This window comes from Kitasatospora sp. NPDC101447 (genome assembly GCF_044767225.1).
GTDB lineage: Bacteria > Actinomycetota > Actinomycetes > Streptomycetales > Streptomycetaceae > Kitasatospora.
Window position 1 is genome coordinate 71,981 of sequence record NZ_JBIWNL010000008.1, and the last position, 22,208, is coordinate 94,188.

Annotated in this window: 22 protein-coding genes; 15 read left to right on the plus strand and 7 right to left on the minus strand. The window is 73.5% G+C overall.

The window, feature by feature from the left end; all coding sequences use genetic code 11:
* The first annotated feature begins 107 nt into the window (after positions 1-107).
* On the plus strand, positions 108-2,273 hold the full coding sequence (locus ACIRST_RS14410; protein WP_402802514.1) for a bifunctional lysylphosphatidylglycerol flippase/synthetase MprF: 2,166 nt from the start codon (positions 108-110) through the stop codon (positions 2,271-2,273).
* A 77-nt stretch (positions 2,274-2,350) separates the two neighbouring features.
* On the opposite strand, the gene ACIRST_RS14415 is transcribed toward ACIRST_RS14410, so the two are convergent.
* Complete coding sequence (locus tag ACIRST_RS14415) at positions 2,351-2,770, minus strand: arsenate reductase ArsC (RefSeq protein WP_402802515.1); 420 nt, start codon at positions 2,768-2,770, stop codon at positions 2,351-2,353.
* Positions 2,767-3,162 carry an ArsR/SmtB family transcription factor gene (locus ACIRST_RS14420; RefSeq protein WP_402802516.1) on the minus strand — a complete coding sequence of 132 codons (396 nt, stop codon included), beginning with the start codon at positions 3,160-3,162 and terminating at the stop codon, positions 2,767-2,769. Before ACIRST_RS14420 ends, ACIRST_RS14415 begins: the two co-directional genes overlap by 4 nt.
* Positions 3,163-3,250: 88 nt before the next feature.
* Here ACIRST_RS14420 and ACIRST_RS14425 point away from each other — a divergent pair, with 88 nt between their 5' ends.
* A complete protein-coding gene (locus ACIRST_RS14425; protein WP_402802517.1) occupies positions 3,251-3,733 on the plus strand; it encodes an ArsI/CadI family heavy metal resistance metalloenzyme in 483 nt (160 codons plus the stop codon).
* Positions 3,734-3,852: 119 nt separating this feature from the next.
* The gene (locus ACIRST_RS14430; protein ID WP_402802518.1) at positions 3,853-4,131 is read left to right on the plus strand and encodes a hypothetical protein; all 279 of its coding nucleotides are present in this window, start codon (positions 3,853-3,855) and stop codon (positions 4,129-4,131) included.
* A gap of 97 nt (positions 4,132-4,228) precedes the next feature.
* Here the strand turns inward: ACIRST_RS14430 and ACIRST_RS14435 are convergent, their stop codons facing one another.
* From ACIRST_RS14435 to ACIRST_RS14455, 5 genes are all read right to left on the minus strand, one after another.
* Positions 4,229-4,549 (minus strand): hypothetical protein, encoded by a 321-nt coding sequence (locus tag ACIRST_RS14435; RefSeq protein ID WP_402802519.1) that lies wholly within the window; start codon positions 4,547-4,549, stop codon positions 4,229-4,231.
* 142 nt (positions 4,550-4,691) lie between these two features.
* Complete coding sequence (locus ACIRST_RS14440; protein ID WP_402802521.1) at positions 4,692-5,321, minus strand: hypothetical protein; 630 nt, start codon at positions 5,319-5,321, stop codon at positions 4,692-4,694.
* 579 nt (positions 5,322-5,900) lie between these two features.
* A complete protein-coding gene (locus ACIRST_RS14445; RefSeq protein WP_350524180.1) occupies positions 5,901-6,380 on the minus strand; it encodes a nuclear transport factor 2 family protein in 480 nt (159 codons plus the stop codon).
* A gap of 299 nt (positions 6,381-6,679) precedes the next feature.
* Complete coding sequence (locus tag ACIRST_RS14450) at positions 6,680-7,093, minus strand: MarR family transcriptional regulator (RefSeq protein WP_402802523.1); 414 nt, start codon at positions 7,091-7,093, stop codon at positions 6,680-6,682.
* Positions 7,094-7,128: 35 nt separating this feature from the next.
* Positions 7,129-7,971: an SDR family oxidoreductase gene (locus tag ACIRST_RS14455; RefSeq protein WP_402802524.1), complete on the minus strand. Its 843-nt coding sequence runs from the start codon at positions 7,969-7,971 to the stop codon at positions 7,129-7,131.
* A gap of 133 nt (positions 7,972-8,104) precedes the next feature.
* Between ACIRST_RS14455 and ACIRST_RS14460 the strand changes: the two genes are divergently transcribed.
* The 12 genes from ACIRST_RS14460 (at position 8,105) to ACIRST_RS14515 (ending at position 22,208) form a co-directional block, all read left to right on the plus strand.
* Positions 8,105-8,617, plus strand: coding sequence for a MarR family winged helix-turn-helix transcriptional regulator (locus ACIRST_RS14460; RefSeq protein WP_402802526.1), 513 nt, complete (start codon positions 8,105-8,107; stop codon positions 8,615-8,617).
* 412 nt (positions 8,618-9,029) lie between these two features.
* A complete protein-coding gene (locus ACIRST_RS14465) occupies positions 9,030-10,976 on the plus strand; it encodes a phage tail sheath family protein (protein WP_402802527.1) in 1,947 nt (648 codons plus the stop codon).
* A gap of 13 nt (positions 10,977-10,989) precedes the next feature.
* Positions 10,990-11,508 carry a phage tail protein gene (locus ACIRST_RS14470; protein ID WP_402802528.1) on the plus strand — a complete coding sequence of 173 codons (519 nt, stop codon included), beginning with the start codon at positions 10,990-10,992 and terminating at the stop codon, positions 11,506-11,508.
* A complete protein-coding gene (locus ACIRST_RS14475) occupies positions 11,505-12,332 on the plus strand; it encodes a hypothetical protein (RefSeq protein WP_402802529.1) in 828 nt (275 codons plus the stop codon). Before ACIRST_RS14470 ends, ACIRST_RS14475 begins: the two co-directional genes overlap by 4 nt.
* Positions 12,329-13,312, plus strand: a complete 984-nt coding sequence (locus ACIRST_RS14480) for a hypothetical protein (protein ID WP_402802531.1) — start codon at positions 12,329-12,331, stop codon at positions 13,310-13,312. The genes ACIRST_RS14475 and ACIRST_RS14480 overlap by 4 nt, the downstream gene beginning before the upstream one ends.
* Positions 13,309-14,541, plus strand: a complete 1,233-nt coding sequence (locus tag ACIRST_RS14485) for a Pvc16 family protein (protein ID WP_402802532.1) — start codon at positions 13,309-13,311, stop codon at positions 14,539-14,541. The genes ACIRST_RS14480 and ACIRST_RS14485 overlap by 4 nt, the downstream gene beginning before the upstream one ends.
* A complete protein-coding gene (locus tag ACIRST_RS14490) occupies positions 14,538-16,589 on the plus strand; it encodes an AAA family ATPase (RefSeq protein ID WP_402802533.1) in 2,052 nt (683 codons plus the stop codon). The genes ACIRST_RS14485 and ACIRST_RS14490 overlap by 4 nt, the downstream gene beginning before the upstream one ends.
* On the plus strand, positions 16,586-16,891 hold the full coding sequence (locus tag ACIRST_RS14495) for a hypothetical protein (protein WP_402802534.1): 306 nt from the start codon (positions 16,586-16,588) through the stop codon (positions 16,889-16,891). Before ACIRST_RS14490 ends, ACIRST_RS14495 begins: the two co-directional genes overlap by 4 nt.
* A complete protein-coding gene (locus ACIRST_RS14500; RefSeq protein ID WP_402802535.1) occupies positions 16,888-20,082 on the plus strand; it encodes a DUF4157 domain-containing protein in 3,195 nt (1,064 codons plus the stop codon). The genes ACIRST_RS14495 and ACIRST_RS14500 overlap by 4 nt, the downstream gene beginning before the upstream one ends.
* 22 nt (positions 20,083-20,104) lie before the next feature.
* Positions 20,105-20,773 (plus strand): hypothetical protein, encoded by a 669-nt coding sequence (locus tag ACIRST_RS14505; RefSeq protein ID WP_402802536.1) that lies wholly within the window; start codon positions 20,105-20,107, stop codon positions 20,771-20,773.
* A 32-nt stretch (positions 20,774-20,805) separates the two neighbouring features.
* Positions 20,806-21,111: a tail protein X gene (locus ACIRST_RS14510; RefSeq protein WP_402802537.1), complete on the plus strand. Its 306-nt coding sequence runs from the start codon at positions 20,806-20,808 to the stop codon at positions 21,109-21,111.
* Entirely contained in the window at positions 21,108-22,208 is a 1,101-nt protein-coding gene (locus ACIRST_RS14515) for a phage late control D family protein (RefSeq protein WP_402802539.1), read from the plus strand. The genes ACIRST_RS14510 and ACIRST_RS14515 overlap by 4 nt, the downstream gene beginning before the upstream one ends.

Consider the following 22,208-nt stretch of genomic DNA (forward strand, 5'->3'; position numbering starts at 1 on the left):
CGGCGAGCGGCGCCCGCCGGGCTGGGCCAACCGGATTGGTCTACGCTGTGTGAAGGGCTGCCGGTCGCGCTCCAGCCCCGGCGGGACCATCGGCACGGAGGTACGAGGTGCCCGCAGACACGAGCCCGCGGTGGCGGCGCACCGGATCAGCAGTGACCGCGATGGCCTCGACGGCCCGGCGGCTGCCCTTCACCACCGGAACGGCCGTGGTCATCCTGCTGGTGGGTCTGAGCCTCGGTGGCCTGTGGAACTCACTGTCCGACCGCTCCTGGTACCCGGACGTGGCGTACGGTCTGCCCTCGTTCGAGGCCGGCCGCTGGTGGACGCTGGTCACCGGGTCGCTGCTGTGCGCGACCCCCGCCGACTACCTGCTCGTCACGCTCGGGATCGTGCTGCTCGTCGGGCTCGCCGAGGCCCGCCTCGGCACCCGGTGGGCCGCGGCGGCGACGATCGTCGGCCAGCTCGGCGCGGTGCTGCTGGCGGCCCTGCTGTTCCTGGTGCTGCGCCACGCGGACTGGGCCTGGGCCCAGGAGCAGGCGCGCGCCGTGGACGTCGGCCTCTCCGCGGGCGCGTTGTGCGCCGGAGCGCTGGCCTCCGCCGCCTTGCCCTCGCCGTGGCGGCAACGCCTGAGGATGGGCCTGCTCACGTACGTCGTCGTGTGGCTGCTCTACGTCGGCAGCCTCGTCGAGGTGGAGCACGCGCTCGCCGTCACGGGCGCGCTGATCGCGACCCACTGGCTGAAGGTGCCCGGCGCGGCCCCGACCTCGGGCCGGCTCAGTCGGCGTGAGTGGCGGCTGCTGGCGGTCACCGGACTGGTCGTCATCGCGGCGATCCAGACGGTGGTCTGGCTGTCGCCGAGCCGCGGTCCGCTCGGGAACACCGAGGGCCAGGGCGGCTCGGGCTGGCAACTCCTGATCTCACTGGTGCTGATCGCCCTGCTGGTCAACGGGCTGCGCGGCGGGCGCCGGGCCGCCTGGCGCTGGAGCATGGCACTCTGCCTGGCCAACGTCCTGCTGGGCCTGTTCGTGGCGGTGGCCTACGTCGTCGCCCACATCGTGGGCGCCGAGGTCACGGTGACGGGAGCGGCGGTCTTCGTGCCCGCGGCCGTCCTGTGGACTGCCGAAGCCGTCGTCCTGCTCGCCGGCCGGGAGGCGTTCCGGGCCAGACGCCCGCGCCGCAGGGAGCGGGGGCACGCCCCGGCCACCGACCCGCACCCCGCGGGCGCTCACGACCGGACCGCGGACACCGACCCGCAGGAGCGCGCCACCGACCTCCTGGTGCGTCACGGCGGCGGCAACCTCTCCTGGATGACCACCTGGCGCGACAACTCCTACTTCTTCCCCGACGACGAGGACGAGGGCTACCTCGCCTACCGGGTGCACGCCGGCGTCGCCGTCGCGCTCGGCGACCCGGTGGGCGCCGAGCGGACCCGGGCCCGCACCATCGCCGGCTTCGCCGACATGTGCGACCACTCCGGACTGGTCCCCTGCCTGTTCTCCGCCACCGGGCAGGCCGCAGGGGCGACCGGTCGACTGGGCTGGCGCTCCGTCCAGGTGGCCGAGGACACCATCATCGACCTGCCCGACCTGGAGTTCCGCGGCAAGGCCTGGCAGGACGTGCGCACCGCGCTGAACCGGGCCAAGAAGGACGGCGTGGAGTACCGGCTCGTCGCCCTCGCCGAACAGCCCCGCCCGGTCCAGTCCCAGGTCCGCGCGATCTCCGAGGAGTGGGTCGGCGACAAGGGCCTGCCGGAGATGGGCTTCACCCTCGGCGGGGTGGAGGAGGCCCTGGACCCGCGGATGCGGGTCGGCCTCGCGACGGACGGCGACGACCACATCCACGGCGTCACGTCCTGGATGCCGGTCTACGACGGCGACGGGAGCCCGCACGGCTGGACGCTCGACATGATGCGCCGCCGCGACGGCTTCCGGCCCGTCGTCGAGTTCATGATCGCCTCCAGCTGCCTGGCCCTCCGCGAGGAAGGCGCCCGCTTCCTGTCCCTCTCCGGCGCCCCACTCGCCCGCACCGAGACCACCGAAGCCCCCACCGTGCTCGACCGGATCCTCGACCAACTGGGCGCGACCATGGAGCCGTACTACGGCTTCCGCTCGCTCCACGCCTTCAAGGCGAAGTTCCAGCCCCGCCACGAACCCATGTTCCTCCTCTACCGCGACGAGGCCGATCTGCCCCGGATCGGCCTCTCCCTGCTCCGCTGCTACATGCCCTCCGCCACGATGCGCGACCTCCTCAAGCTCCCGGCACACCAGGGCTGACCGGGGCACTCGACCAGCGCGAGGGCCGTGGGATGACTCCGCACTGCGCGGCGGACCACGGCCGACGTCGGAGGTGGTCAGGCGGTGGGCTCGATGCCGAGTTCGGTGAGCAGATGGCGGATGCGCTGCTCGATCCGGTCGCGGATGGGGCGCACGGCGTCCACGCCCCGGCCGGCCGGGTCGTCCAGCGTCCAGTCCAGGTACCGCTTGCCGGGGAAGTACGGACAGGCGTCGCCGCAGCCCATGGTGATCACCACGTCGGACGCCTGCACGGCTTCGACGGTCAGCACCTTCGGCACCTCGGCGGAGATGTCGATCCCGGCCTCGGCCATGGCCTCGACCACGGCCGGGTTCACGGTGTCGGCGGGGGCGGAGCCGGCCGAGCGGACCTCGACCCGGCCGTGGCCGAGGTGGGTCAGGAAGGCAGCGGCCATCTGGGAGCGGCCGGCGTTGTGCACGCAGACGAACAGCACGGACGGGACAGCGGGAGAGCTCACGGGTTCTTCCTTCGAGCAGAGGCGGGTCGGGGCGGGACCGGGGCCTGCAGCAGGACGGACAGCCTGGCCAGGGCCGCCGGGAGCACCCAGTAGTAGACCCAGGTCCCGCGCCGCTCGGAGCCCACCAGCCCGGCCTCGCGCAGCACCTTCAGATGGTGGGAGATGGTCGGCTGGGACACGTCGAACGGTCCGGTCAGGTCGCAGACGCACGCCTCCCCGCCCTCGTGTGAAGCGATCAGCGACAGCAGCCGCAGCCGCACCGGGTCCGACAGTGCCTTGAACATCCGCGCCAGGTCCACGGCGGCCTCTTCGCCCAGCGGCTCGCGCACCATCGGCGAGCAGCACACCGCGGCCTCGTCCTGCCCGAGCACGACCAGCTCTGAATTCGACATACGTCTATGTTGACAGCCATCTAATTACGGAGGCAAGCTCGCTGTATCGACACCTGTCGAAACAAGACCTCGGATCGGGGAGACCGCCATGTCCCGTGTTCAGCTCGCCCTGCGCGTCGCCGACCTCGAAGGCTCCATCGCCTTCTACACCACGCTCTTCAACACCGGGCCCGCCAAGCGCCGCCCCGGCTACGCGAACTTCGCCGTCGCCGAGCCCCCGCTCAAGCTCGTCCTCATCGAGGGCGATCCCGGCGAGGACACCCGCCTGGACCACCTCGGCGTCGAAGTCGAGACCACCGAGCAGGTCACCGCCGCCGCCACCCGCCTGAAGGACGCCGGCCCGGCCACCTTCGAGGATGGGGGCACCTCCCGGCCGAAGGCCGGGGGAAGCACCACCTGCTGCTACGCCCTCCAGGACAAGGTCTGGGCCACCGGCCCCGGCAAGGAACCCTGGGAGGTCTACGTCGTCAAGGCCGACGCCGACACCCTCGGCGAGAGCACCGACAGCACCCCCGACACCTGCTGCGACACCACGGCCCGCCGCACCCCCGACGAGCAGGCACCCGCCTGAGGTCGCCATTCGACCGGACCACACGGGCACTGACGGTGGCGAAACAGGCGAACTCACCCAGTACCAGGACCGTGAGGGATCCTTGTCCACGTGCTCACAGTGCAGAGGACTACGTGCCCGTGACCGTCGACGTCCTGGCTGACGGTGAGCCCGTCATCGCCGAGGCCGATCAACGGCTACTACTGGCCCAGGGTCTGACGCTGGCCCTGCACATCTGCCACCTCGGCCGCTCGACCGAACCTCCGCTGCAGATCCGATGCATCGTCAGCGCAGGTACCACCAACGGGACCTTCCGCTTCCACCGCATCCGCACCGGCCAGCGATGGCACCATCCGAACCTGGACGGGTACACGCTGGAAAAGATGATCGTCATCGACACGGGCTCACCGAGTTCCTGACCTGACCCGCCGGAGCGCCCACCCTCCCGCCGCATCGAAGACAGCCGGCCCGGCAAGGCGCAGCCCGAACCCGGACGGGTCGACCACGCTCGTCCCCTCAGAGGTCCGTTGCCCCCGGATAGCGGCGACGGAGCTCGCCGAGTACGCGCTCGTCGACAGCCCGGACGTCCCAGAACGAGCTGTCCACCTCGGCCAGGATGACCACCAGCTCGTCCTCGGCGAAGCCATGTGCTTCGGCGTCGATCAGTTGGAGGAAGGGCGTCGTCAGCGACAACAGCGTCAACGTGTCCATCCCGCCCTCGGCGGACCGTCTCTCCATCTCGACACAGCGAGGATCGACGATCTCGTCGCATTCGACCCGCCACGTCAGGTCCAGACCGAAACTGCCGAGCCGGACCAGCAGTTCCGCCAGGGTCACGTAGTGCTTTCCGTGCCAGGCAGGGAACGTGATCCCCTTCATCCCCGCCTCGGCTCCGGCCGTATCGCCTGACAAGCGACCCCCTTCGTTCACCAGCGAACACCAGGCTACGGCCGCCGGCTGACGGGCCCGGTCAGCCCGGTCAGCCCGCCGGGGGGAAGGTCAGCTTCGGCCGCGGCTTGAGGCTCGTCAGGCACAGCAGGTACTTGTCGCTCCCCCGCTTGTACGTGAAGTAGCTGTCGGCGTCGGGGTACTTGCGGCACTCCGTCTCACCGTCGGTGGTGTTGTCGGCCCGGCCCACGACGCGGGCGTCCGCCTGCGGGTCGGAGCAGGAGACCACCTTGACGTCCGGGTTGTTGTCGTTCAGGCCGGACATGGCGAGCGGGCTGCTGTTGTGGATGCAGTCGCCGGCCTTGGCGAACTCGGGGTCGCCCTTCAACAGGGCGAAGATCAGCGTGCCCAGGACCGCCGGGATCAGCAGGCCGACGATCGTGGGCCGCAGGTAGACCGGCTTGCCGGTGTCCATCGGCGTGCCGGGAGCTCCGGGCACCGGCTCCGCCAGCTTGTTGATCTTCATTCGCTGCGGGATGTTGAACAGCATGACGATCGGATTGACGATCATCGACGGGATGCCCCACCAGCCCTGCCAGAGGGTGTCGGAGGTCATCTCCCGGTGGGTGGCGATGCCGCAGGTGCGGCAGAACGGGCCCCGTCGCTTGAGGTAGCGCATCACGATGACGAAGCCCTGGTGCCCGCGGATCGTGGCGTTCACGGCCGGGACGGAGCCGCAGACGGCGCAGGTGAGCTGTCCCTCGCCGTACCCGGGCTCCCCCTGGATCGGGGCCGCGGAGGCGGTCTCCGTGGGCGCGGTGGCGTCGGGCAGCTCGGCAGACTGAGTGGAAATGGTGAATCCCCCGTGGTGATCAAGAAAGTGTGCCGGGGAAATCTACCGCCCTCGAACACCGGGAACGGGCCATCGATCCCCCATGGGTCCGAAGGTCACCGAACCGTGATGACAAATCGGTCGTTCGCTGCGGAATCCCGGCAGCCCGGGGCAGCGGCCGAGAGACGGCCGCCAGGCCGCTGGAGCGGCGCGGCCGGGTTCCTCCGCGGCTGGCTGACCGGGCAGATCACCACCTCCGTGTTCCCTGACCCAGAGGAATTCGCGTCCTGCTCCGAACGGAGAGGCCGAAAACCACACGCCCGGCCACCGAGGACGGCTTCACCGCGACCGCCGTCGAAGGCACTCCGCCGGCCCTCTTCGCCCCGCGTCCCGGGCTGCCCTCACCGACCATCAGGGCTCGGCGACCGCCGGCACCCGCCTTCGGCCGCCGCGCCCACAGCGAGGTCATCAGGCGTTGGAGGCATCCGCGGCGGGAAGCCGTTCGGTTCCGCCGCCGAAAGGGAGGAAGACGGTGCGGCCGGCGAGGAACCAAGCACCGTCGATCTTGCGGAAGACGTCCTCGTAGTGGCCGACGTTCGCCGGGAGCCGGGGCTCGATCATCCCACCCGAGTAGCCATCGACCCGGTATGTCGTCAGGTACGAGACGGCCCGCGCTGTCGCCTCGGACTCCACCGTGACCAGGATGTTCGTCATCAGGCGCCGAGACAGCCTGTCGGCCGGGCGGGAGGCGAAGTAGGCGCGCAGGGCCTCACGCCCCTCGATGCGCCGGTCCCCGAAGGGCCAGTACCAGACACCGTCAGGCGTGAACAGCTCGGCCACCGAGCTCGGTTCACCGAGGTCGAGGCGGTGGATGAAGTCCACGATGATGCGCTCGCAGGCGCGTTCCGCGAGCATCCGCTCGACCGGGGGCATGATTTCGTCGTCCATGCCCCTGTCTATCAGCCCTGACCGGCTCCAGGGCAACGGCTTTTCCGCCGGAGCGCCGGCAGGACGGTCGTCGGCGCCTCACCGGAGGAAGCCCGGCGGCCGAACCAGCCCTCGGGGCCGCGAGCCGCTCGGCCGGAGGCAGCCCCCGCTCCGGCACGAGTTCGGCGAAACCCCGGCCGCCGTCGTCGGCCGCGGCACCGCGGAACGTCTCGGCGAGGTGGTTCAACACGCAGTCGGCGGGCGGGGCTTTCGATCACGCCGCCGGGGTTGCGCCGGCTGCAACGATCTCCCCGGTCCGGTCAGTGGTCTTCGAGGTTGCGGGTCATGCGTTCGAGGACGGTGACCGCGGTGCGGTACTCGTCGGGTGTGATGCCGACGGTGGACAGCTCACGGAAGGCGTGGACTCGTTCCGCGACGACGGCGAGACGGTGCTCGCCGTCGGAGGTGAGGGCGAGCCGGCCGGGTCCGGGGCGGGTGGCCCAGCCGTCGGCGAGCACGGTGTCGACGGCAGCGGCCAGGGTGGCAGCATCGGCGTTGGCCGAGAGCGCGGTGCGGACGTCGTCGTCGGTGATGGGCGTGTCCGTGGCGGCAGCGCCGACGACGTTGAGGACCTGCCAAGCGGTACGGGTGAGGCCGAACTCGGCGAGCATGCCGTTCATGTAGCCGGTGAGGGCCTTGTCGGTGCGGTTGAGCCAGTAGCCGATGGGCTTCATGGTGGCGCTCCTGCAGAAATGGCGGGCGGGACGGGTCAGCGGGCGGTGAACGCGGCGGCGTTCTCGGTCACCCACCGGTGGAAGCTGCGCTCGGGCGTGCCGAGCAGGGTGCGGGTGGTCTCGCCGATCGGTGCCGGGCCCACGCAGGCGGCGGCCCACAGGGTGAGCAGCGAGCCGGCGATCCGGGCGGGCATGAAGCGGCTCATCTGCTGCTCGGCTTCGGCGTGGGTGATCGTTTCGACGGTGACGTCGCGGTCCAGGACCTCGGACAGCACGGCGAGTTGCTCGCGGAAGGTGAGGGACTGGCCGCCGGTGAGGGTGAGGGTGCGGCCCTTGAGGGCGGTGCCGGTCAGTGCTTCGACGGCGATGTCGGCGATGTCGTCGGGATGAACGGGCGCGAGGTGGGCGTCGGGGTAGGCGAGCCGGACGGGCAGACCGTGGCTGATGGGGTGGGACCAGCCGAGTGCGTTGCTGGCGAAGGCGTCCGCACGCAGGAAGGTGGTGGGTATGCCGGAGGCGGCGAGGGCGCGCTCGACGCGGAGGTTGTGGGCGGCGAGCGGGTCGGTCTCGGCGCCGGGCGTCAGGACCGAGGAGGAGGAGAGCAGGACGATGTGCTCGACGCCGGCGGCCCGGGCGGTCCCGATGAAGGCGTCGATGCCCTCGGGGTTGGGGTAGAGGAAGACCTGGCGCACCCCGGTGAGTCCGGCCGAGAAGGTCTGCGGCCGGTCGAGGACCAGCTCGACGGTGGCGACGCCGGCCGGGACGGTCAGCTCGGCCGGTTCGGCGCTCGCGGCACGGACGGGCAGGCCCTGGGCGTGCAGCCGGCCGAGGACAGCGCGGCCGATCTTGCCGCGAGCGCCGGTGATGAGAACGGTCATGGGAACCCCCGGGTGTCGTGATGGTGACTGCCGTCGACCAGAATTGCTCAACGGTCAACACATGCATGCTTGCATGCATGTAATTTCTGGTCAACACATGCCTTCACGTGCCCACGGACCCTACGATGGGCACATGACGACGAACGACGCCCCCCAGCAGTCCCCGGCACCGCAGGAGCCGACGGCCGAGGAACTGCTGGACGCGGTCGGCCCGGCATTCGGCAAACTGCGCCGCACGTCACTCCTGGAGGTCGAGAACCCGATCTCGGCCAAGGACCTGAGCCGCACCCTGGTGCTCAACCTCGTCCTGGAACACACCCGCGACTCCGAGAAGGAGATCACGGTCGGCGCACTCGCCGGACTCCTCGGCGTCGACCCCTCGGTCGCGAGCCGGATGGTCACCGACAACATCAAAGCCGGCTACCTGCTCCGCGCCGCCTCCCAGCACGACGGCCGCCGCACCGTCCTCCACCTCAGCCCCGCCGGCACCGCCCTGATGGCTCGCTTCCGCCGCCACCAGCGCTCCGCGTTCGAGTACATCACCGCCGACTGGGCCGAACACGACCGCCTGGAGTTCGCCCGCCTGATGGTCAAGTACGTGGACTCGCTCGGGCGGTTGAAGGAGCGCACACCGGCTGGGGAATGAACGGCCCCTGCAGAGCGCGGCATCCGCGCGTGCATCCAGCCGCTCCGCGAGACATCGGCCAGGACCAACGTGACAGCGCCGGGGACGGGTCCGCTCAGGTCGGCCGCGCAACGAAGGATTTCGAGATCCGGATCGGCACGACGGCGGCCCGGATCGCCGCGCCGCGCAGGCGAAACGGGCACCGCCGCCTGAACGTTGATCAGATGCCCTCTTGGAGGTCCTGACAAGGGCGTTGAACGTGTCTGTGGGTGATCAGGCAGGTGGCGAAGCCGAGGAAGCCTGCGTGGGTGGCGTCCCGGATGCGGCATCCGGGTGAACCGGGTCGATGTGACGCCACTGTGACGCCGGCTCGGACGGCGCGGTGACAGGCCGTCGGGAGACTGCGGGGGATCCACTGACGAAAGGAGCGCCCATGCCCACCGCACCCACGTTCCCGGGCGTGTACGTCGAGGAGGTGCCCAGTGGTGTGCATCCGATCGTCGGTGTGCCCACCGCGATCGCGGCCTTCATCGGCTGGTTCCCACGCGGTCCGATGAACAGCCCGGAGGAGGTCCTCTCCTTCGCCGACGTCGAGCGGACGTTCGGCGGCCTGCACAAGGACAGCGACACGTCCTTCGCACTCCAGCAGTACTTCCTCAACGGCGGCGCGCGGGCCTACGTGGTCCGGGTGGCCGCTCCCGGAGCCGGCGCCGCCGCACTCGGCCGGGCCCACGTCGACGTCCTGCAGGCCGACGGCGCAGGCGCGTTCACCGTCAGGGCCCGGGACGAGGGGGCGTGGGGCAACGACCTGCGCGTCCAGGTCCTCGTCGCGACCGACCCCGCCCGGTTCGACCTGGTGATCAGCCTGCTGGGCGGTGACGCCGGCAACCCGACCGTCCTACGGCAGGAGACCTACCGGGGGTTGACCGCCGACAGCACCAAGACCGACGACCCCCTCTACCTCACGACGGCCGTCAACGCGGCCTCCGAGCTGGTCTCCGTCGGCCCCGTGACGGGAGCGAACGCCCCCTCGCAGCCCGCCGCCAGCGGGCTGGTCTCCTCCGCCGTGGTCGACAAGGGGGCACTCCCCGACACGAACACCCTGGGTGTCACGGTGACGATCCAGGGGCTCCCCCCGAGGCCGATCACCTTCCCCGGCAAGCCCGACTCCGTCGAGACGCTGGCCGCCGCCTTCCAGTCGGCCCTGCGAACGGCCGTGGCGAACAAGCCCGTCTGGTCCCAGGCCGTCGTGCGGGTGGTCCCCGACAACGCCGACCCCACCAAGAGCCGGCTCCAGGTCCTGCCCGGTGCCGCCTCCGGGCTCACCGTCACCGTCGAGAACCTCGGCGACGACCACACCGCGACCGCCCTCAACCTGAACGGCGCGACAACCCACGCCGGGGCCGTCGCGCTGGCGGGCGGCGGCGACGGCGCCCATCCCGGCGCGGACGAGCTCGTGGGCAGCGAGGTCGGCACCGGATCGGGCATGTTCGCCCTGGAGAACACCGACTTCACGCTCCTGTGCCTGCCGAGCCTCGGCAACCAGACCGCCTCGGACAACGACCCGTTCGCCTCGGCCGGCACGCTGGACGCCGAGTACAGCAAGGCCGTCGGCAACGCCATCGCCTACTGCCGCCGCAAGCGCGCCCTGCTGCTCCTCGACCCCCCGGACAGCCTGAAGAGCCCGACCGCGCTGCGCAACTGGCTCCAGAGCCACAGCTACGTCCGCGACGAGTACAGCGCCCTCTACTACCCCCGTCTCGACATCGCCGACCCGACCCGCAACTACCTTCCGCGCTCGGTCGGGCCGAGCGGCACGATCGCCGGCCTGATGGCCCGGATCGACGCGGCGCGCGGCGTCTGGAAGGCCCCGGCCGGGACGGAGGCCAAGCTCTTCGGCGTCCAGGACCTGGGCTACGACCTGACCGACCCCGAGAACGGCACCCTCAACCCGATCGCGGTCAACTGCCTGCGCAGCTTCCCCGCCTACGGCCAGGTCTCCTGGGGCGCGCGGACCCTGGCCGGCGGTGACGCCGCCTCCTCGGACTACAAGTACGTCCCGGTGCGGCGGCTGGCCAACTTCCTGGAGTCGAGCCTGCTGATCGGGCTCAAGTGGGCGGTGTTCGAGCCGAACGACGAGCCGCTCTGGTCGCAGATCCGGCTGAACATCGGGTCGTTCATGCACGGCCTGTTCGTGCAGGGCGCCTTCGCGGGGCGCACCCCGAAGGAGGCCTACCTCGTCCGCTGTGACGCCACCACGACGACGACCACGGACCAGGGGCTCGGCGTGGTGAACGTCCTGGTCGGCTTCGCGCCGGTGCGGCCCGCCGAGTTCGTGATCATCCGGCTTCAGCAGCTCGCCGGCCAGACGCAGAGTTGAGGGGAGCCCACTCATGGCCCAGTTCGCCGTCAACACCAATCGCTTCGACCCGTACAAGAACTTCAAGTTCAGGGTCAAGTGGGACGGCCGCTACGTCGCGGGCGTCAGCAAGGTCAGCAGCCTCAAGCGCACCACCGAGGTGGTCGAGTTCCGCGAGGGCGGCGACCCGTCCAGTGCGCGCCGCTCGCCCGGCCGGACGAAGTACGAGGCGATCACGCTCGAACGCGGAGTCACCCACGACCTGGAGTTCGAGGCGTGGGCGTCCAAGGTCTGGCAGCACGGCGCGGCCCTCGGCGCGGAGGTGAGCCTCGCGGACTTCCGCAAGGACATCGTGATCGAGCTCTACAACGAGGCCGGCCAACTCGTCATCGCCTACAACGTGTTCCGCTGCTGGGTGAGCGAGTACCAGTCGCTGCCGGACCTCGACGCCAATGCCAACGCGGTGGCACTCGCCCACATCAAGATCGAAAACGAGGGCTGGGAGCGGGATCCGGCCGTGGTCGAGCCCAAGGAGGTCTCGTTCTCCGTATGATCCCCGGACTCGACATCGGCCCGGCGCGCCCGGTACGGCTGCGGCACGGCCTGGCGACGCGCCCCGCGACGACGGCCGCCGTGCGCGTGCTCACCGGCGCCGACGAGGCCGCCCTCGGCGGGAACGGCCCCGGCGGCGAGCACTGGGTCACCCTGGTGCTCGCCACCGTGGTCGCGGAGCTCGGCGGCAGCCGCCCCGAGCCCGACGAACTGCGGGCGCTCAGCATCGGCGACCGCAACGCCCTGCTGCTCGCCCTCGTGGCGTCGACGTACGGCTCGCTGGTCGAGTGGGTGCTCGACTGCCCGTCCTGCGGTGAACGGCTGGACGCCGCCGTCGACCTGGTGGAGCTGCTGGGCGACGCGACCCACGCCCCCTCCGGGCCCCGCCCGCCGGAGGGCCTGCCCGCCTTCCGGCTGCCCACCGGCGCGGACCTGGAGGCGCTCGCCGAGCTGGCGCCGACCGCACCGGACCCGGCCGAGCAGGCCCGACGGCTGCTGCTGGACCGCTGCGTGACGGCCTGGCACACCGTGGACGAGGCGACCCTCGCGGCCGTCGAGACCACCATGGCGGCCGCCGACCCGCTCGCCGACATCGAGCTGCTGCTCTCCTGCGCCGCCTGCGCCGCCCCGGTGCCGGCCGTCCTCGACCCGGCGGCCGAACTGGCCGCGCGGCTCACCCCGCACCGCCGCCTGATGACCGACGTCCACGCCCTCGCCCTGGCGTACGGCTGGACCGAACCGGAGGTGCTGGCACTTCCCGCACCGCGCCGGGCCGGCTACCTGACGCTGGTCGCGGACGGCGAAGCCTGGGACGGTGACCGGTGACGGCGGCGGCCCCGGTGGGCCTCCTGCGCCGCCTCGTCGCCCGCGCGATGACGGCCGGCCCCGCCACCCCGAGCCCGGAACACCCCCGGCCGGAGCCGGGCACCGGCCGGGACGCCTCCGCCGCGCCGTTGCTGCGCAGCGCCGCGGAGTCCCACCTGTCCTGGTTCGCCGCGGCCGCGGCCGCCTCCCGCCTTCGCAGCGCCCGGACGCCCCACCCGGCCGACCCGGCCCATCCGGCCCATCCGGCCTCGCCGGACGCCGACCGGGGCCGGCCGGCGGACCGTCAGGCCGGGCCCGCCTCCTGGGGGTCGCGCCCCGAGGTCGGTGGGCAGCCGGTGCCGGTGCCCACCGGACTCGACGCGGCGAGCTCCGGGGCTCCGGCACCGCTGAACCGGTCCCCGCGGGCGGCCGGCCCGTCGGCCGCCGGCCGGAGCGTGTCGCTCGGCCCGCTCCGGTCGGAGCAGCCTGCTGCGGCGGCACGGCCGGACGGGTACGAGCAGAGCGCCGCCGAGCCTCCGGCGGCCGCTCCGGCACACCCGGCACCGCGCCGCCGCGCACCGAGCACCGACCTCGGCCCGTTCGCCGGACCGGACCGGGACCCCGGCTCCGGGCCGCAGGCCCCCGGCCGCGCCGCCCGGCCGGCCGGGCCCGGGCCCGGGCCGCACCCCGTCAGCCGGGCGGCCGACACCGCGGCCGCCGCCCCGCCGCTGCCGCCGGCGGTGGTGCTGCTCCCCCGCCCGGGAGATCCGGCGCACGGTGCGCCGTCCCCGTCGGCGCACGGCAGGGCAGGCCGGCGCGGGCGGGCCGCCGAGGCGCCCGCACCGGCTCCGGTGGTCGTCCGGATCGGCCGGGTGGAGCTGGTCGTGACGCCTGCCGCGCCGGCCCCGGCCGCCCCGGCCGCACCGGCTGCGCCGGCCGCCGATCGGCACCCCGACCTGCTCGCCGCGCACCGTCGGCACGGCGGGGGGTGGCCCGGATGAGCAACGCGCTCGCCGTCCCGACCGTCACCGCCTGTCTGGTGACCCTGCTGCAGACGCGCATCGACGCCGCGAACGTCGCTACGCGCACGACCGTCAAGGCCGGACCGCTGGACGACGACGCCAACCTGCCGCTGGTCGGCGTCCACCTGTACCGGATCGACCGCAACGCCTCGCTGGCCGCGGACGACCTGCCGACCCGTCCCCCGTTCGGCGGAGCGCTGCGCCAAGTCCCCCGGACGGCGCTGGAGCTGCACTACCTGCTCACCTTCCGGGGCCAGAGCGTCTACCAGAGCGAGCAGCTGCTGGCACTCTGCGCGGCCGCCCTGCACGCCACCCCCGAGGTGTTCCCCGACCTGATCCACCAGGCCTCCGCGAGCCACCCCGACATCACCGGCAACGACCTGGCCCGGGCCCAGGAGCGGGTGCGGATCCGCCCGGAGTCGCTGAGCATCGACGAGCTGACCCGGATCTGGGCGCTGTACCAGCCCGGGGCCTTCGCCCTCAGCCTGGCGTTCGTCGCCGGGCCCGTCGTGGTGGAGTCCCCCGAGGTCGCGGGCACCGTCCTGCCGGTGCTCCGGACCGGCCTCGGCGCCCGGGTGCTGAACGGCCCCCGGCTGGACACCGCGGCCGGCCCGGACGGCGCCGGCGCGCCCGTCAGAGCGGCCTCCCCGATGCCGGATCTGCGGCTGTTCGGCTCGGCCCTCGCGCCACTGCCCGGCGAGACGCTCAAGGTGCTGGTCGACGGCGCCCCCGCCCCGGCCACGGTGCTGGACGCAGGGCAGCTGACCGTCCCGCTGACCGGGGTACGGCCCGGCGTCCACACCGTGCAGGTCCTGCGGCTGACCGCGCCGCTCGACACCGCCGTGACCCTCACCGCTCCCGCCCTGGCGAGCGCGCCGGTCGCGTTCACGGTCCTGCCGACCCTCGGCGCAGTGACCGCCACGCCCGCCCCCGGGGCGGGCGCCTACCAGGGCACCCTCGCCGCCGACGTCCTCCCGGCGCTCACCGGATCGGAGCGCCGGGTGCGGCTGCTGCTCGACCGGGTGCGCCCGGACGCGACCGTGGCGCTGGCGCTCGACGTGACACCCGCGCCCCAGTCCTCGATCAGCGTCCCGCTGACGGACGCGCCGCGCGGCGACTACCGGGTGACGCTGGAGGTCGACGGCGCCCGGAGCCTCCCGCCGCTCGACCTCCACGGCCTCTTCCTGCCGCAGGAGGTGACCCTGTGACCACCACCGAGGACGACCGGCTGGCCACCGGCGCCGGCACCGCCGGCCCACCGCCGCAGGCCGCACCGACCGCCGTCTGGGCCCGGGACAACCAACGGCACCTCGTCCTGCACGCCGAGGCCGTCGCAGCCCGGCTGGACGGCCGCCCGGCCGACGCCGAGCGGCCCGAGCGGGCCGGGGCGCTGCTGGCGGCCGAGGTGGCCGCGGACACCGGCACGCCCGTGGCGCTGCACCGGATCGCGCGGCTCTTCGGCCTCACCCGCTTCGAACAGGACGTCCTGCTGGCCGCTGCTGCGCCCGAACTCGGCCTGCCCTGCGCCACCGGCCCGGCGACCTTCTCCCGGGCGCTCGCCGCGCTCCCGGACCCGCACTGGAGCGCGCTGCTGCCCGACGCGCCGCTGCGCCACTGGCGGCTGGCCGACCTGCCCCCGGAGCCCGCGCCCGGCCGGTACGGCGGCCTGGCCCAGCTGCCGCTCGCGGTGGACGAGCGGGTGCTGCACGCCCTGGTCGGGGCCGTCTCCCTGGACGAGCGGCTGCGCGGACGTGCGCGGACGGCCGAGGACCTCTGCCGGCTGGCCCCGGGACAGCTGGCGGCCGTCGGACAGCTCGCCGCCCTGGCGGCTCCCGGGCCGGCCGCGCTCCCCCGCCCGGTCTCGCTGGTCGGCGAGGACCGTCTGACGCGGCGCCAGGCCGCGGTGCAGGCGGCCCGCGCACTGGGGCTGACCACGCTGGTGACCGAGGCCGGGGACGTACCGCCCGACGCCCCCACCGCCGAGCTGTACGGGCGGCTGCTCGCCCGTGAGGCGGCGCTGGGCGGCCGGCTGCTGCTGATCGAGGCGCCGGACCGGCCGGCCGGCCCGGACCACGGCCCCGACGGGGACCCGGCCGCCTTCGCCGGGCCGGCGCCCGCGGTGCTGCGCCTCGCCGCGGACGTGCGCTCGTACGGCGTCCCGGTGGTCCTCTCGCTCTCCGAGCCGACGGCCGGCGCCGGCGCGCAGCCCGTCCTGCGGCTGCCCGCCGCGGGCCCGGGTGAGCGGCGGGAGCTGTTCGCCGCCGCCCTGGCGGACGTGGGCCTGTCGGCCGGCCCGGCCGAACTCGCCGAGCTGGCGCAGTGCACCCCGCTCACCCCGGCCGCGATCGCGCTGGGGGTCGAGCGGGGCGTCCGGCTCGCCGCACCCGCTTCGGGGGCCGTCCCGGTGCCGGACCTCGTGGCGGCCTGCCGGGCCACTGCCGACCAACCGCTGCACGGCCTCGCCCGGCTGCACCGCCCGGTGCGCGGACTCGACTCGCTGGTGCTCGCCGAGCCCGCCGAGCGGGCGCTGCGGGCGATGCTGGCGCAGGTCCGCCAGCGGGGCCGGGTGCACGACGAGTGGGGGCACCCCGGGCCGGGCCACCGGGGTCTGGCGGTCACTGCCCTGTTCAGCGGGCCGAGCGGGACGGGGAAGACCACCGCGGCGGAGGCGGTGGCGGCCGAGCTCGGACGCGACCTGGTCTGCGCCGACCTCGGCCAGCTGGTCAGCAAGTACCTCGGCGAGACCGAGAAGAACCTCTCCCGGCTCTTCGCCGCCGCCGAGGCGGGGGCCGTCCTGCTCTTCGACGAGGGCGAGGCGCTGTTCGGCCGGCGCACGGCCGTCCACGACAGCCGCGACCGGTACGCGAACCTGGAGGTCAGCTTCCTGCTCCAGCGGCTGGAGACCTTCGGCGGGATCTGCATCGTGACCACCAACACCCGGGAGGCGCTGGACTCGGCGTTCCTGCGGCGGATGCGGTTCGTGGTCACCTTCCCCTTCCCGGACGCCGACCAGCGGGCCCGGCTCTGGGAGCGGGCGTTCCCGGCCGGTGTCCCGGTCGACGGGCTGGACCCGGCACGGCTGGCTCAGGTCGCCGTGGCGGGCGGAACGATCGCCCAACTCGCGCTGCACGCCGCCTTCCTGGCCGCCGACGCGGACGAGCCGGTACGGATGGCGCACGTGCGCGAGGCCGTGCGGATCGAGTGCGAGAAGCTGGAGCGCCCACTGTCCTCGCACGAGCTGCGGGGGTGGGAATGAGTTCCCCGGCCGGACCGTGGACGGCCGGACCGTGGACGGGCACCGGCGCCACCGCGCCGATCGAGGTGGAGATCGAGCACCTGGTGCTGCGCGGCGTCCAGGAGGCGGACGTGCCGCAGGTCCTGGAGGTCTTCCGCCGCCGGCTGGCACAGCTGCTCGCCGATCCGGCGACCCCGCGCACACCGGTGACCGACGCCCGCGTGCCGGGCCCGGACGACCCCGAGTCCCCCGTCCGGGGCCCGGGCGGCGAGCGGCTGGGGCGGGAACTGGCGGAGGCCGTGGCGAGGGTGGTGCGGCGATGAGCAGCCCGTCCGCCGCCACCTGCCTCGCCGGGCCCGGCCGGCCGCTGGAGGCGGGCACCCGCGACCGGCTGTCCGCCAACTTCCGGCACGACTTCACGCCCGTCCGGGTGCACACCGGCCCCGAGGCCGACGCCGCCGCCCGCACGCTGGGGGCCCGCGCGTACACCGTCGGCCACGACATCGTCTTCGCGCACGGATCCTACGACCCGCTCACCGCTCCGGGCCGCGCGCTGATCGCCCATGAACTGGCCCACGTGGCCCAGCACGGCGGCGTCGCGCACGCCCCGAACCTCCTCGCCGGGGACGGCACCCACCTGCCCGCCGCATCGGGCGCGCTGGAGCGGCAGGCCGAGCACGCCGCGGCGCTGTCGCACCGCCCGCTGCCGCACGGCTGGTCCTGGCAGCGGGCGACGGCGCCCTTCCTCGGCCGGGCCGGGGAGGCCCCGCCGCCCGCCACGGTCTGGCAGCCCTTCACGATCACGTACGCGGGCGAGGAGCGCACCGTCGGGACGGTGCGGCAGCTCCAGGAGGACCCGGCCGTCGTGCTCGTCGAGCTGGGCGCCTTCGTCCTCCCGCAGGAGAAGGGCCCCTGGAAGGAGGAGTACCAGGCCCTGGCCGCGATGAACGCCGCGGACGGCGGCGCCCTGCAGGCCGTCACCGACGTCAGCGGCACCCACATCAGGGCGGGGCTGTGGCAGAAGCGCGCACCGACCGACGAACTGCGCGGGCTCTGGCTGCAGCGCGTCAAGTGGCCCGCGGAGGCGGCCCGCCAGTGGTGGTACGAGGCGGGCGGGAAGGAGCAGAAGTCCGGGGAGTTCCGGCCTGAGTCGCGGGCCGACAGGACCCAGATCGACCATGTCATCGAGCTCCAGCTGGGTGGCACCAACGTGCCGGCCAACCTCGCCCCGCACGATGCCGAGGCCAACATGGCGAGCGGGCGCAGGATCTGGAACGAGCTGAGCAGCGCCGCGAACCAGGTTCTGAAGGCGCTGAACCAGCAGAACCCGGCCTTCGAGCCCCGCAGTCTGACCCTGCGCTTCTCTGGTGCCGTCCAGCGGGGGACCTACGTCGCGCCGGCCTTGGAGACGCTGCCCGTCGAACCGGAGCAGCTGGACGCGGTGATCGCGAAGCGCCGCGGCCAGGCGGCGAACTCCGTCGCGGTGCACCGCACCGCCCTCGCCGACCTGGCAGCGGGCAGCCGGCCGAACCAGGCGGAGCGGGCCAAGCTGGAGGAGGCCTTCGCCGACCGGACCCCCTACCCGATCTCGGCCGGGGCCGCCTCGCACGCGCTGAGGGTGGCGCCCGAGATCCGGCCCACCGTGCCGGACCCGATCGCCGGCGACCAGGCCAACCACCCGGCGCGCGAGCTGATCCCGGTCATGGTGCTGAAGTCGCTGCACCGGACCGTGGACCACCGCCACGACACGGTCACCGCGAGCTTCGAGGGCACCCGGGCCGGCAGCCGGCAGCCGCTGGCGGTCAGCCCGCTCAAGGGCGGCGGCGACTTCCCCCTGAAGGTGGTGGACCCGGGCGCCACCGGCCGGCTGGAGTTCCCGGACAGGACCAAGCGGATCGAGTTCACGTACCCGTACCTGAGCACCGGCCACCTCGACCTGCGGATGGCCGAGGAGGGCCTGGTCGGGAAGGGTGAGATCACCCCGAGCATCCCCCTGCTGAACCGGGTGCCGATCGCCGTGACCCTGGACCGCGAGGGGCTGCACGCCTCGGTGAGCCCGGACCGCAGCAGACTCTCGCTACCGCCGTTCAGGATCACCGACGCCTCACTGGCGATCACCCTCGGGCCGGGCTTCACGGCCGGCGGCCACCTGGGCTTCGAACTCGCCAGGGTCCTCACCGGCGACCTGACCGCGGGCGCGGACGGCGCGGGGCTGTTCGCGACCGGCACCCTGCACGCCGCCGTACCCGGCCTGGACCGGGCCGAGGCCGCGGTGACGTACCGCCCGCACACCGGGCTGACCGGCCGGCTGGACCTGCGGGCCACGCCCCGGGCCGGGCTGGTGACCGGCGGCGCGGTGGCGGTCGACTTCGCGGGCGGCCGCTGGGGCGCGACCGGGGAGGTCACGCTGTCGGTCCTGGGCACCCCGATCGAACTCAAGGTGGCCAGGCGCGACGACCGCCTGGTCTACTCCGGGCAGGGCACCGTCACCGTGCCCGGCCTGCGCCCGTTCGAGCTGCGGCTCTCCTACGACGGCGAGCAGGTCACCGGCTCGGGGCACACCACCTTCACCGTGCTCGGCCTCGACGGCACGATGGACCTCGCCTACGCCGAGGGCCACTTCACCGGCAAGGGCACCATCAAGCTCAAGCGCGACCGGGTGAGCGGACAGCTCGTCGCCGTGCTCGACCGGGAGGGCCGGATCTCGGGCAAGGGCGAGGTCGAGGTGGCGATCCGGCCCGGCCTGGTCGGCCGGGCCGCCGTACTGCTCTCCCCCGACCGGAAGCTGCGCGTCGAGGGCGAGCTGCGCTTCCCGCCGTACCGGTTCCTGGAGCCGCGGGGCAACCGCTACCAGATCTTCGACATCCCGTTCCCGGAGATCCCGCTCTTCGCCGTGCCGCTCGGCCCGGTCTCGCTCGGCCTGGTGGCGCAGCTGAGCGCCGCCGCGGCGTTCAGGTACAGCTTCGGGCCGGGCGAGATCCGTGACCTGGTGATCTCGGCGGCCTTCGACCCGCTGGAGCAGGACACCGACCTGGAGGTCGGGGCCAAGGCCCGGCTGGTGCTCCCCGCCGAGGCGGGCCTGGAGCTGCGGTTGCGGGCGGCGGCCGGGCTCTCGGCGGGCGTGGCCAGCGTCACCGGCGGCATCAGCGTCACCGGCGGGGTGCTGCTGAAGGGCGGTCTGAACGCCGAGGCGGCCCTGGTGTACGCCCGGAACGTGCTCTCCTTCGACGCGAAGGCCGAGATCAAGGTGCAGCCGGTGCTCACCCTGCGCATCGCGGCGGACATCACGGCCAAGGCACGGCTGTTGGGCGAGACGAGCTGGCCGTACGAGCTGGCCGCCTACGCGTACGAGACCGGTCTGGAGTTCGGTCTGATCGCGCCGTTCCACTACGAGTCCGACCAGCCGCTGCGGCTGCCGGAGGCGAAGGACATCCAGTGGATCACCCCGAAGATCGACGTGATGGCGCTGGCCGGGCAGATCACCGACCGGGTCCGGAGCGGGCTGAAGTTGTAGATGCACGGGATTGGGGTTGTCGATGAGCGAGTTTCCCGGCCGGCCGAGGGTCACCAAGGGGGCGCTGCTGGTGTTCGGGTCGGTCGTGCCCGTCCCCGTGCAGATGATCGTGTTCCCGCTGAACCCGGACTCCATGGCGCGGCGCTTCGACCTGGGGCAGGCCGCCGGGGCGAAGCCGCCCGCCGGGGCGGGCGAGTCGCAGACCCCCGCCACCACACCCGTCGAGACGTTGACCGTGTCGCTCGCCCTGGACGCCGCCGACCGGCTGGAGCACCCGGACGCCAATCCGATCACGGTGGTCAGCGGGCTGCTGCCGGTGATCTCGGCGATCGAGCAGCTGGTCCATCCCTCCACCGTGCTGGCCAAGTTGACGAAACTGCAGGCGGAGATCGGGCTGGCCGTCATCACGCCGCAGGGGCTGAACTGGACGGTCCTGGTCTGGGGCGCGGGCCGGGTCCTGCCGGTCAAGGTGGCCGGCCTGTCCGTCACCGAGCAGGCCTTCGACGCCAGGCTGAACCCGATCAGCGCCCGCGCGGAACTCCAGCTCGCCACGCTCAGCCAGGACGAGCTCAGGGCCGCGCCCGTGTTCATCAGCGCGCTCGCCGACGTGCACGCGGTGGCCCGGGAGGTGTTCTCGGCGGTGAACACCGCGCAGTCCGCCGCGCAGGCGCCGTCCGTCCTGCCGCTCTGACCGCCCCTCACCCGCCCTGCACAGGAGGCCCGATGTTCGACCCCGCAAGCCGCTACCGGGACGTTCCGGTGGCGGTGCACGTCGACGATCGGGGCCGGCCCCGGCCGTGGGTGACCCTGCGCGTGCCGCCGGCCACGGGCCCGACCGTCACCAGCGCGACCCGGCCGCACGACCGGCTGGACCTGCTCGCGTACCGGACCTACGGCGACCCGGGCGCCTGGTGGCGGATCGTGGACGCCAACCCCGCAGCCGCGGCCGCCGGCCCGGCCGCGGTGCTGGAGCCGCCCGGCACGCCGATCGAGCTGCCGCAGCCCGTCTCCCCGGAGGCGCTGTCGTGACGGCCGTCACCGTCGTCCTGCTGGTCGACGACGCCCCCGCCCCGGGCGAGGTGCTGGACGCGCTCCAGGAGCTGGTCGTCGAGACCACCCTGGACGCGCCCGGCACCTTCCGGCTGCGGCTGGGCACCGGGTTGTCCCCGCGCGGCGAGTGGCCGCTGCTCGAACCCGACCGGTTCACCGCCGGGCAGAGCGTGCGGATCGGGGCCGTCATCGGCACCGTCCCACTGCCGGTCTTCCTCTTCGCCGGGTACGCGGCGACCCGCTCCGTGGTGTACGGCGAGAGCGCCGGGGACTCCTCCGTCGAGGTCGGCGGCCTCGACGCCACCGGCCTGATGAACCTCCAGGACCGCACCCAGGCCTGGCCCAACCTGCCGGACGCCGTGATCGCGGCCCAGATCTTCGCCGGCTACCGGCTCGTCCCCCAGGTCTCGCCGACCGGGCCGGTGCTGATCGAACCCGAGGGCACCACGGTGCAGCGCGGCAGCGACATCCGCTTCCTGCGCCGGCTCGCCCGGCGCAACGGCTTCGAGGTGTACACCCTGCCGCAGGCCAACACCGGCATCGAGATCGGCCACTTCCACGAGGTCTCCGCCGAGGGCCTGCCCGTCGCCACGCTCGCCGTCCGGGCCGGCAGCGCCAGCGGGGTCACCGACCTGCGGATCGGCCACGACATGCTGCGCGCCACGACCGTCACCGCGGACGCGATGGACCTGCGGCACAGCGGGCAGAGCGCCGAGGTGACGGCCGTCAGCGCCACGATCGGCGGCACCAGCGTGCTCTCCGGGCTGAGCCCGACCCCGGTGACCCGGCTCACCGGCTCCGCCCTGACCGGCGCGGGCGACCTGCGCAAGGCGGCCCAGGCCCTGGTCGACCGGGCGGCCCTGGCGATCGTCGCCGAGGGGACGGTGGACGCCTCGGTCGGCCCGCTGCGCCCCGGTGACCCGATCCGGCTGGCCGGAGCCGGCCCCGCCTACAGCGGCCCGTGGCTGGTCCGCAAGGTCGTGCACCGGATCACCCCCAGGGCCTACAGCCAACGCTTCACCGCGGTGCGCAACGCGGTGGGCGATTCCGGACTGCTCGGCGCACTGGGAGGCTGA

Bases quoted from the DNA above. Each gene is read 5' to 3' on its own strand.
- ACIRST_RS14510 (WP_402802537.1), top strand. From the start codon at position 20,806: ATGTTCGACCCCGCAAGCCGCTACCGGGACGTTCCGGTGGCGGTGCAC.
- ACIRST_RS14420 (WP_402802516.1), bottom strand. From the start codon at position 3,162: ATGTCGAATTCAGAGCTGGTCGTGCTCGGGCAGGACGAGGCCGCGGTG.
- ACIRST_RS14445 (WP_350524180.1), bottom strand. From the start codon at position 6,380: ATGGACGACGAAATCATGCCCCCGGTCGAGCGGATGCTCGCGGAACGC.
- ACIRST_RS14465 (WP_402802527.1), top strand. From the start codon at position 9,030: ATGCCCACCGCACCCACGTTCCCGGGCGTGTACGTCGAGGAGGTGCCC.
- ACIRST_RS14425 (WP_402802517.1), top strand. From the start codon at position 3,251: ATGTCCCGTGTTCAGCTCGCCCTGCGCGTCGCCGACCTCGAAGGCTCC.
- ACIRST_RS14505 (WP_402802536.1), top strand. From the start codon at position 20,105: ATGAGCGAGTTTCCCGGCCGGCCGAGGGTCACCAAGGGGGCGCTGCTG.
- ACIRST_RS14460 (WP_402802526.1), top strand. From the start codon at position 8,105: ATGACGACGAACGACGCCCCCCAGCAGTCCCCGGCACCGCAGGAGCCG.
- ACIRST_RS14470 (WP_402802528.1), top strand. From the start codon at position 10,990: ATGGCCCAGTTCGCCGTCAACACCAATCGCTTCGACCCGTACAAGAAC.
- ACIRST_RS14485 (WP_402802532.1), top strand. From the start codon at position 13,309: ATGAGCAACGCGCTCGCCGTCCCGACCGTCACCGCCTGTCTGGTGACC.
- ACIRST_RS14495 (WP_402802534.1), top strand. From the start codon at position 16,586: ATGAGTTCCCCGGCCGGACCGTGGACGGCCGGACCGTGGACGGGCACC.
- ACIRST_RS14500 (WP_402802535.1), top strand. From the start codon at position 16,888: ATGAGCAGCCCGTCCGCCGCCACCTGCCTCGCCGGGCCCGGCCGGCCG.
- ACIRST_RS14455 (WP_402802524.1), bottom strand. From the start codon at position 7,971: ATGACCGTTCTCATCACCGGCGCTCGCGGCAAGATCGGCCGCGCTGTC.
- ACIRST_RS14475 (WP_402802529.1), top strand. From the start codon at position 11,505: ATGATCCCCGGACTCGACATCGGCCCGGCGCGCCCGGTACGGCTGCGG.
- ACIRST_RS14450 (WP_402802523.1), bottom strand. From the start codon at position 7,093: ATGAAGCCCATCGGCTACTGGCTCAACCGCACCGACAAGGCCCTCACC.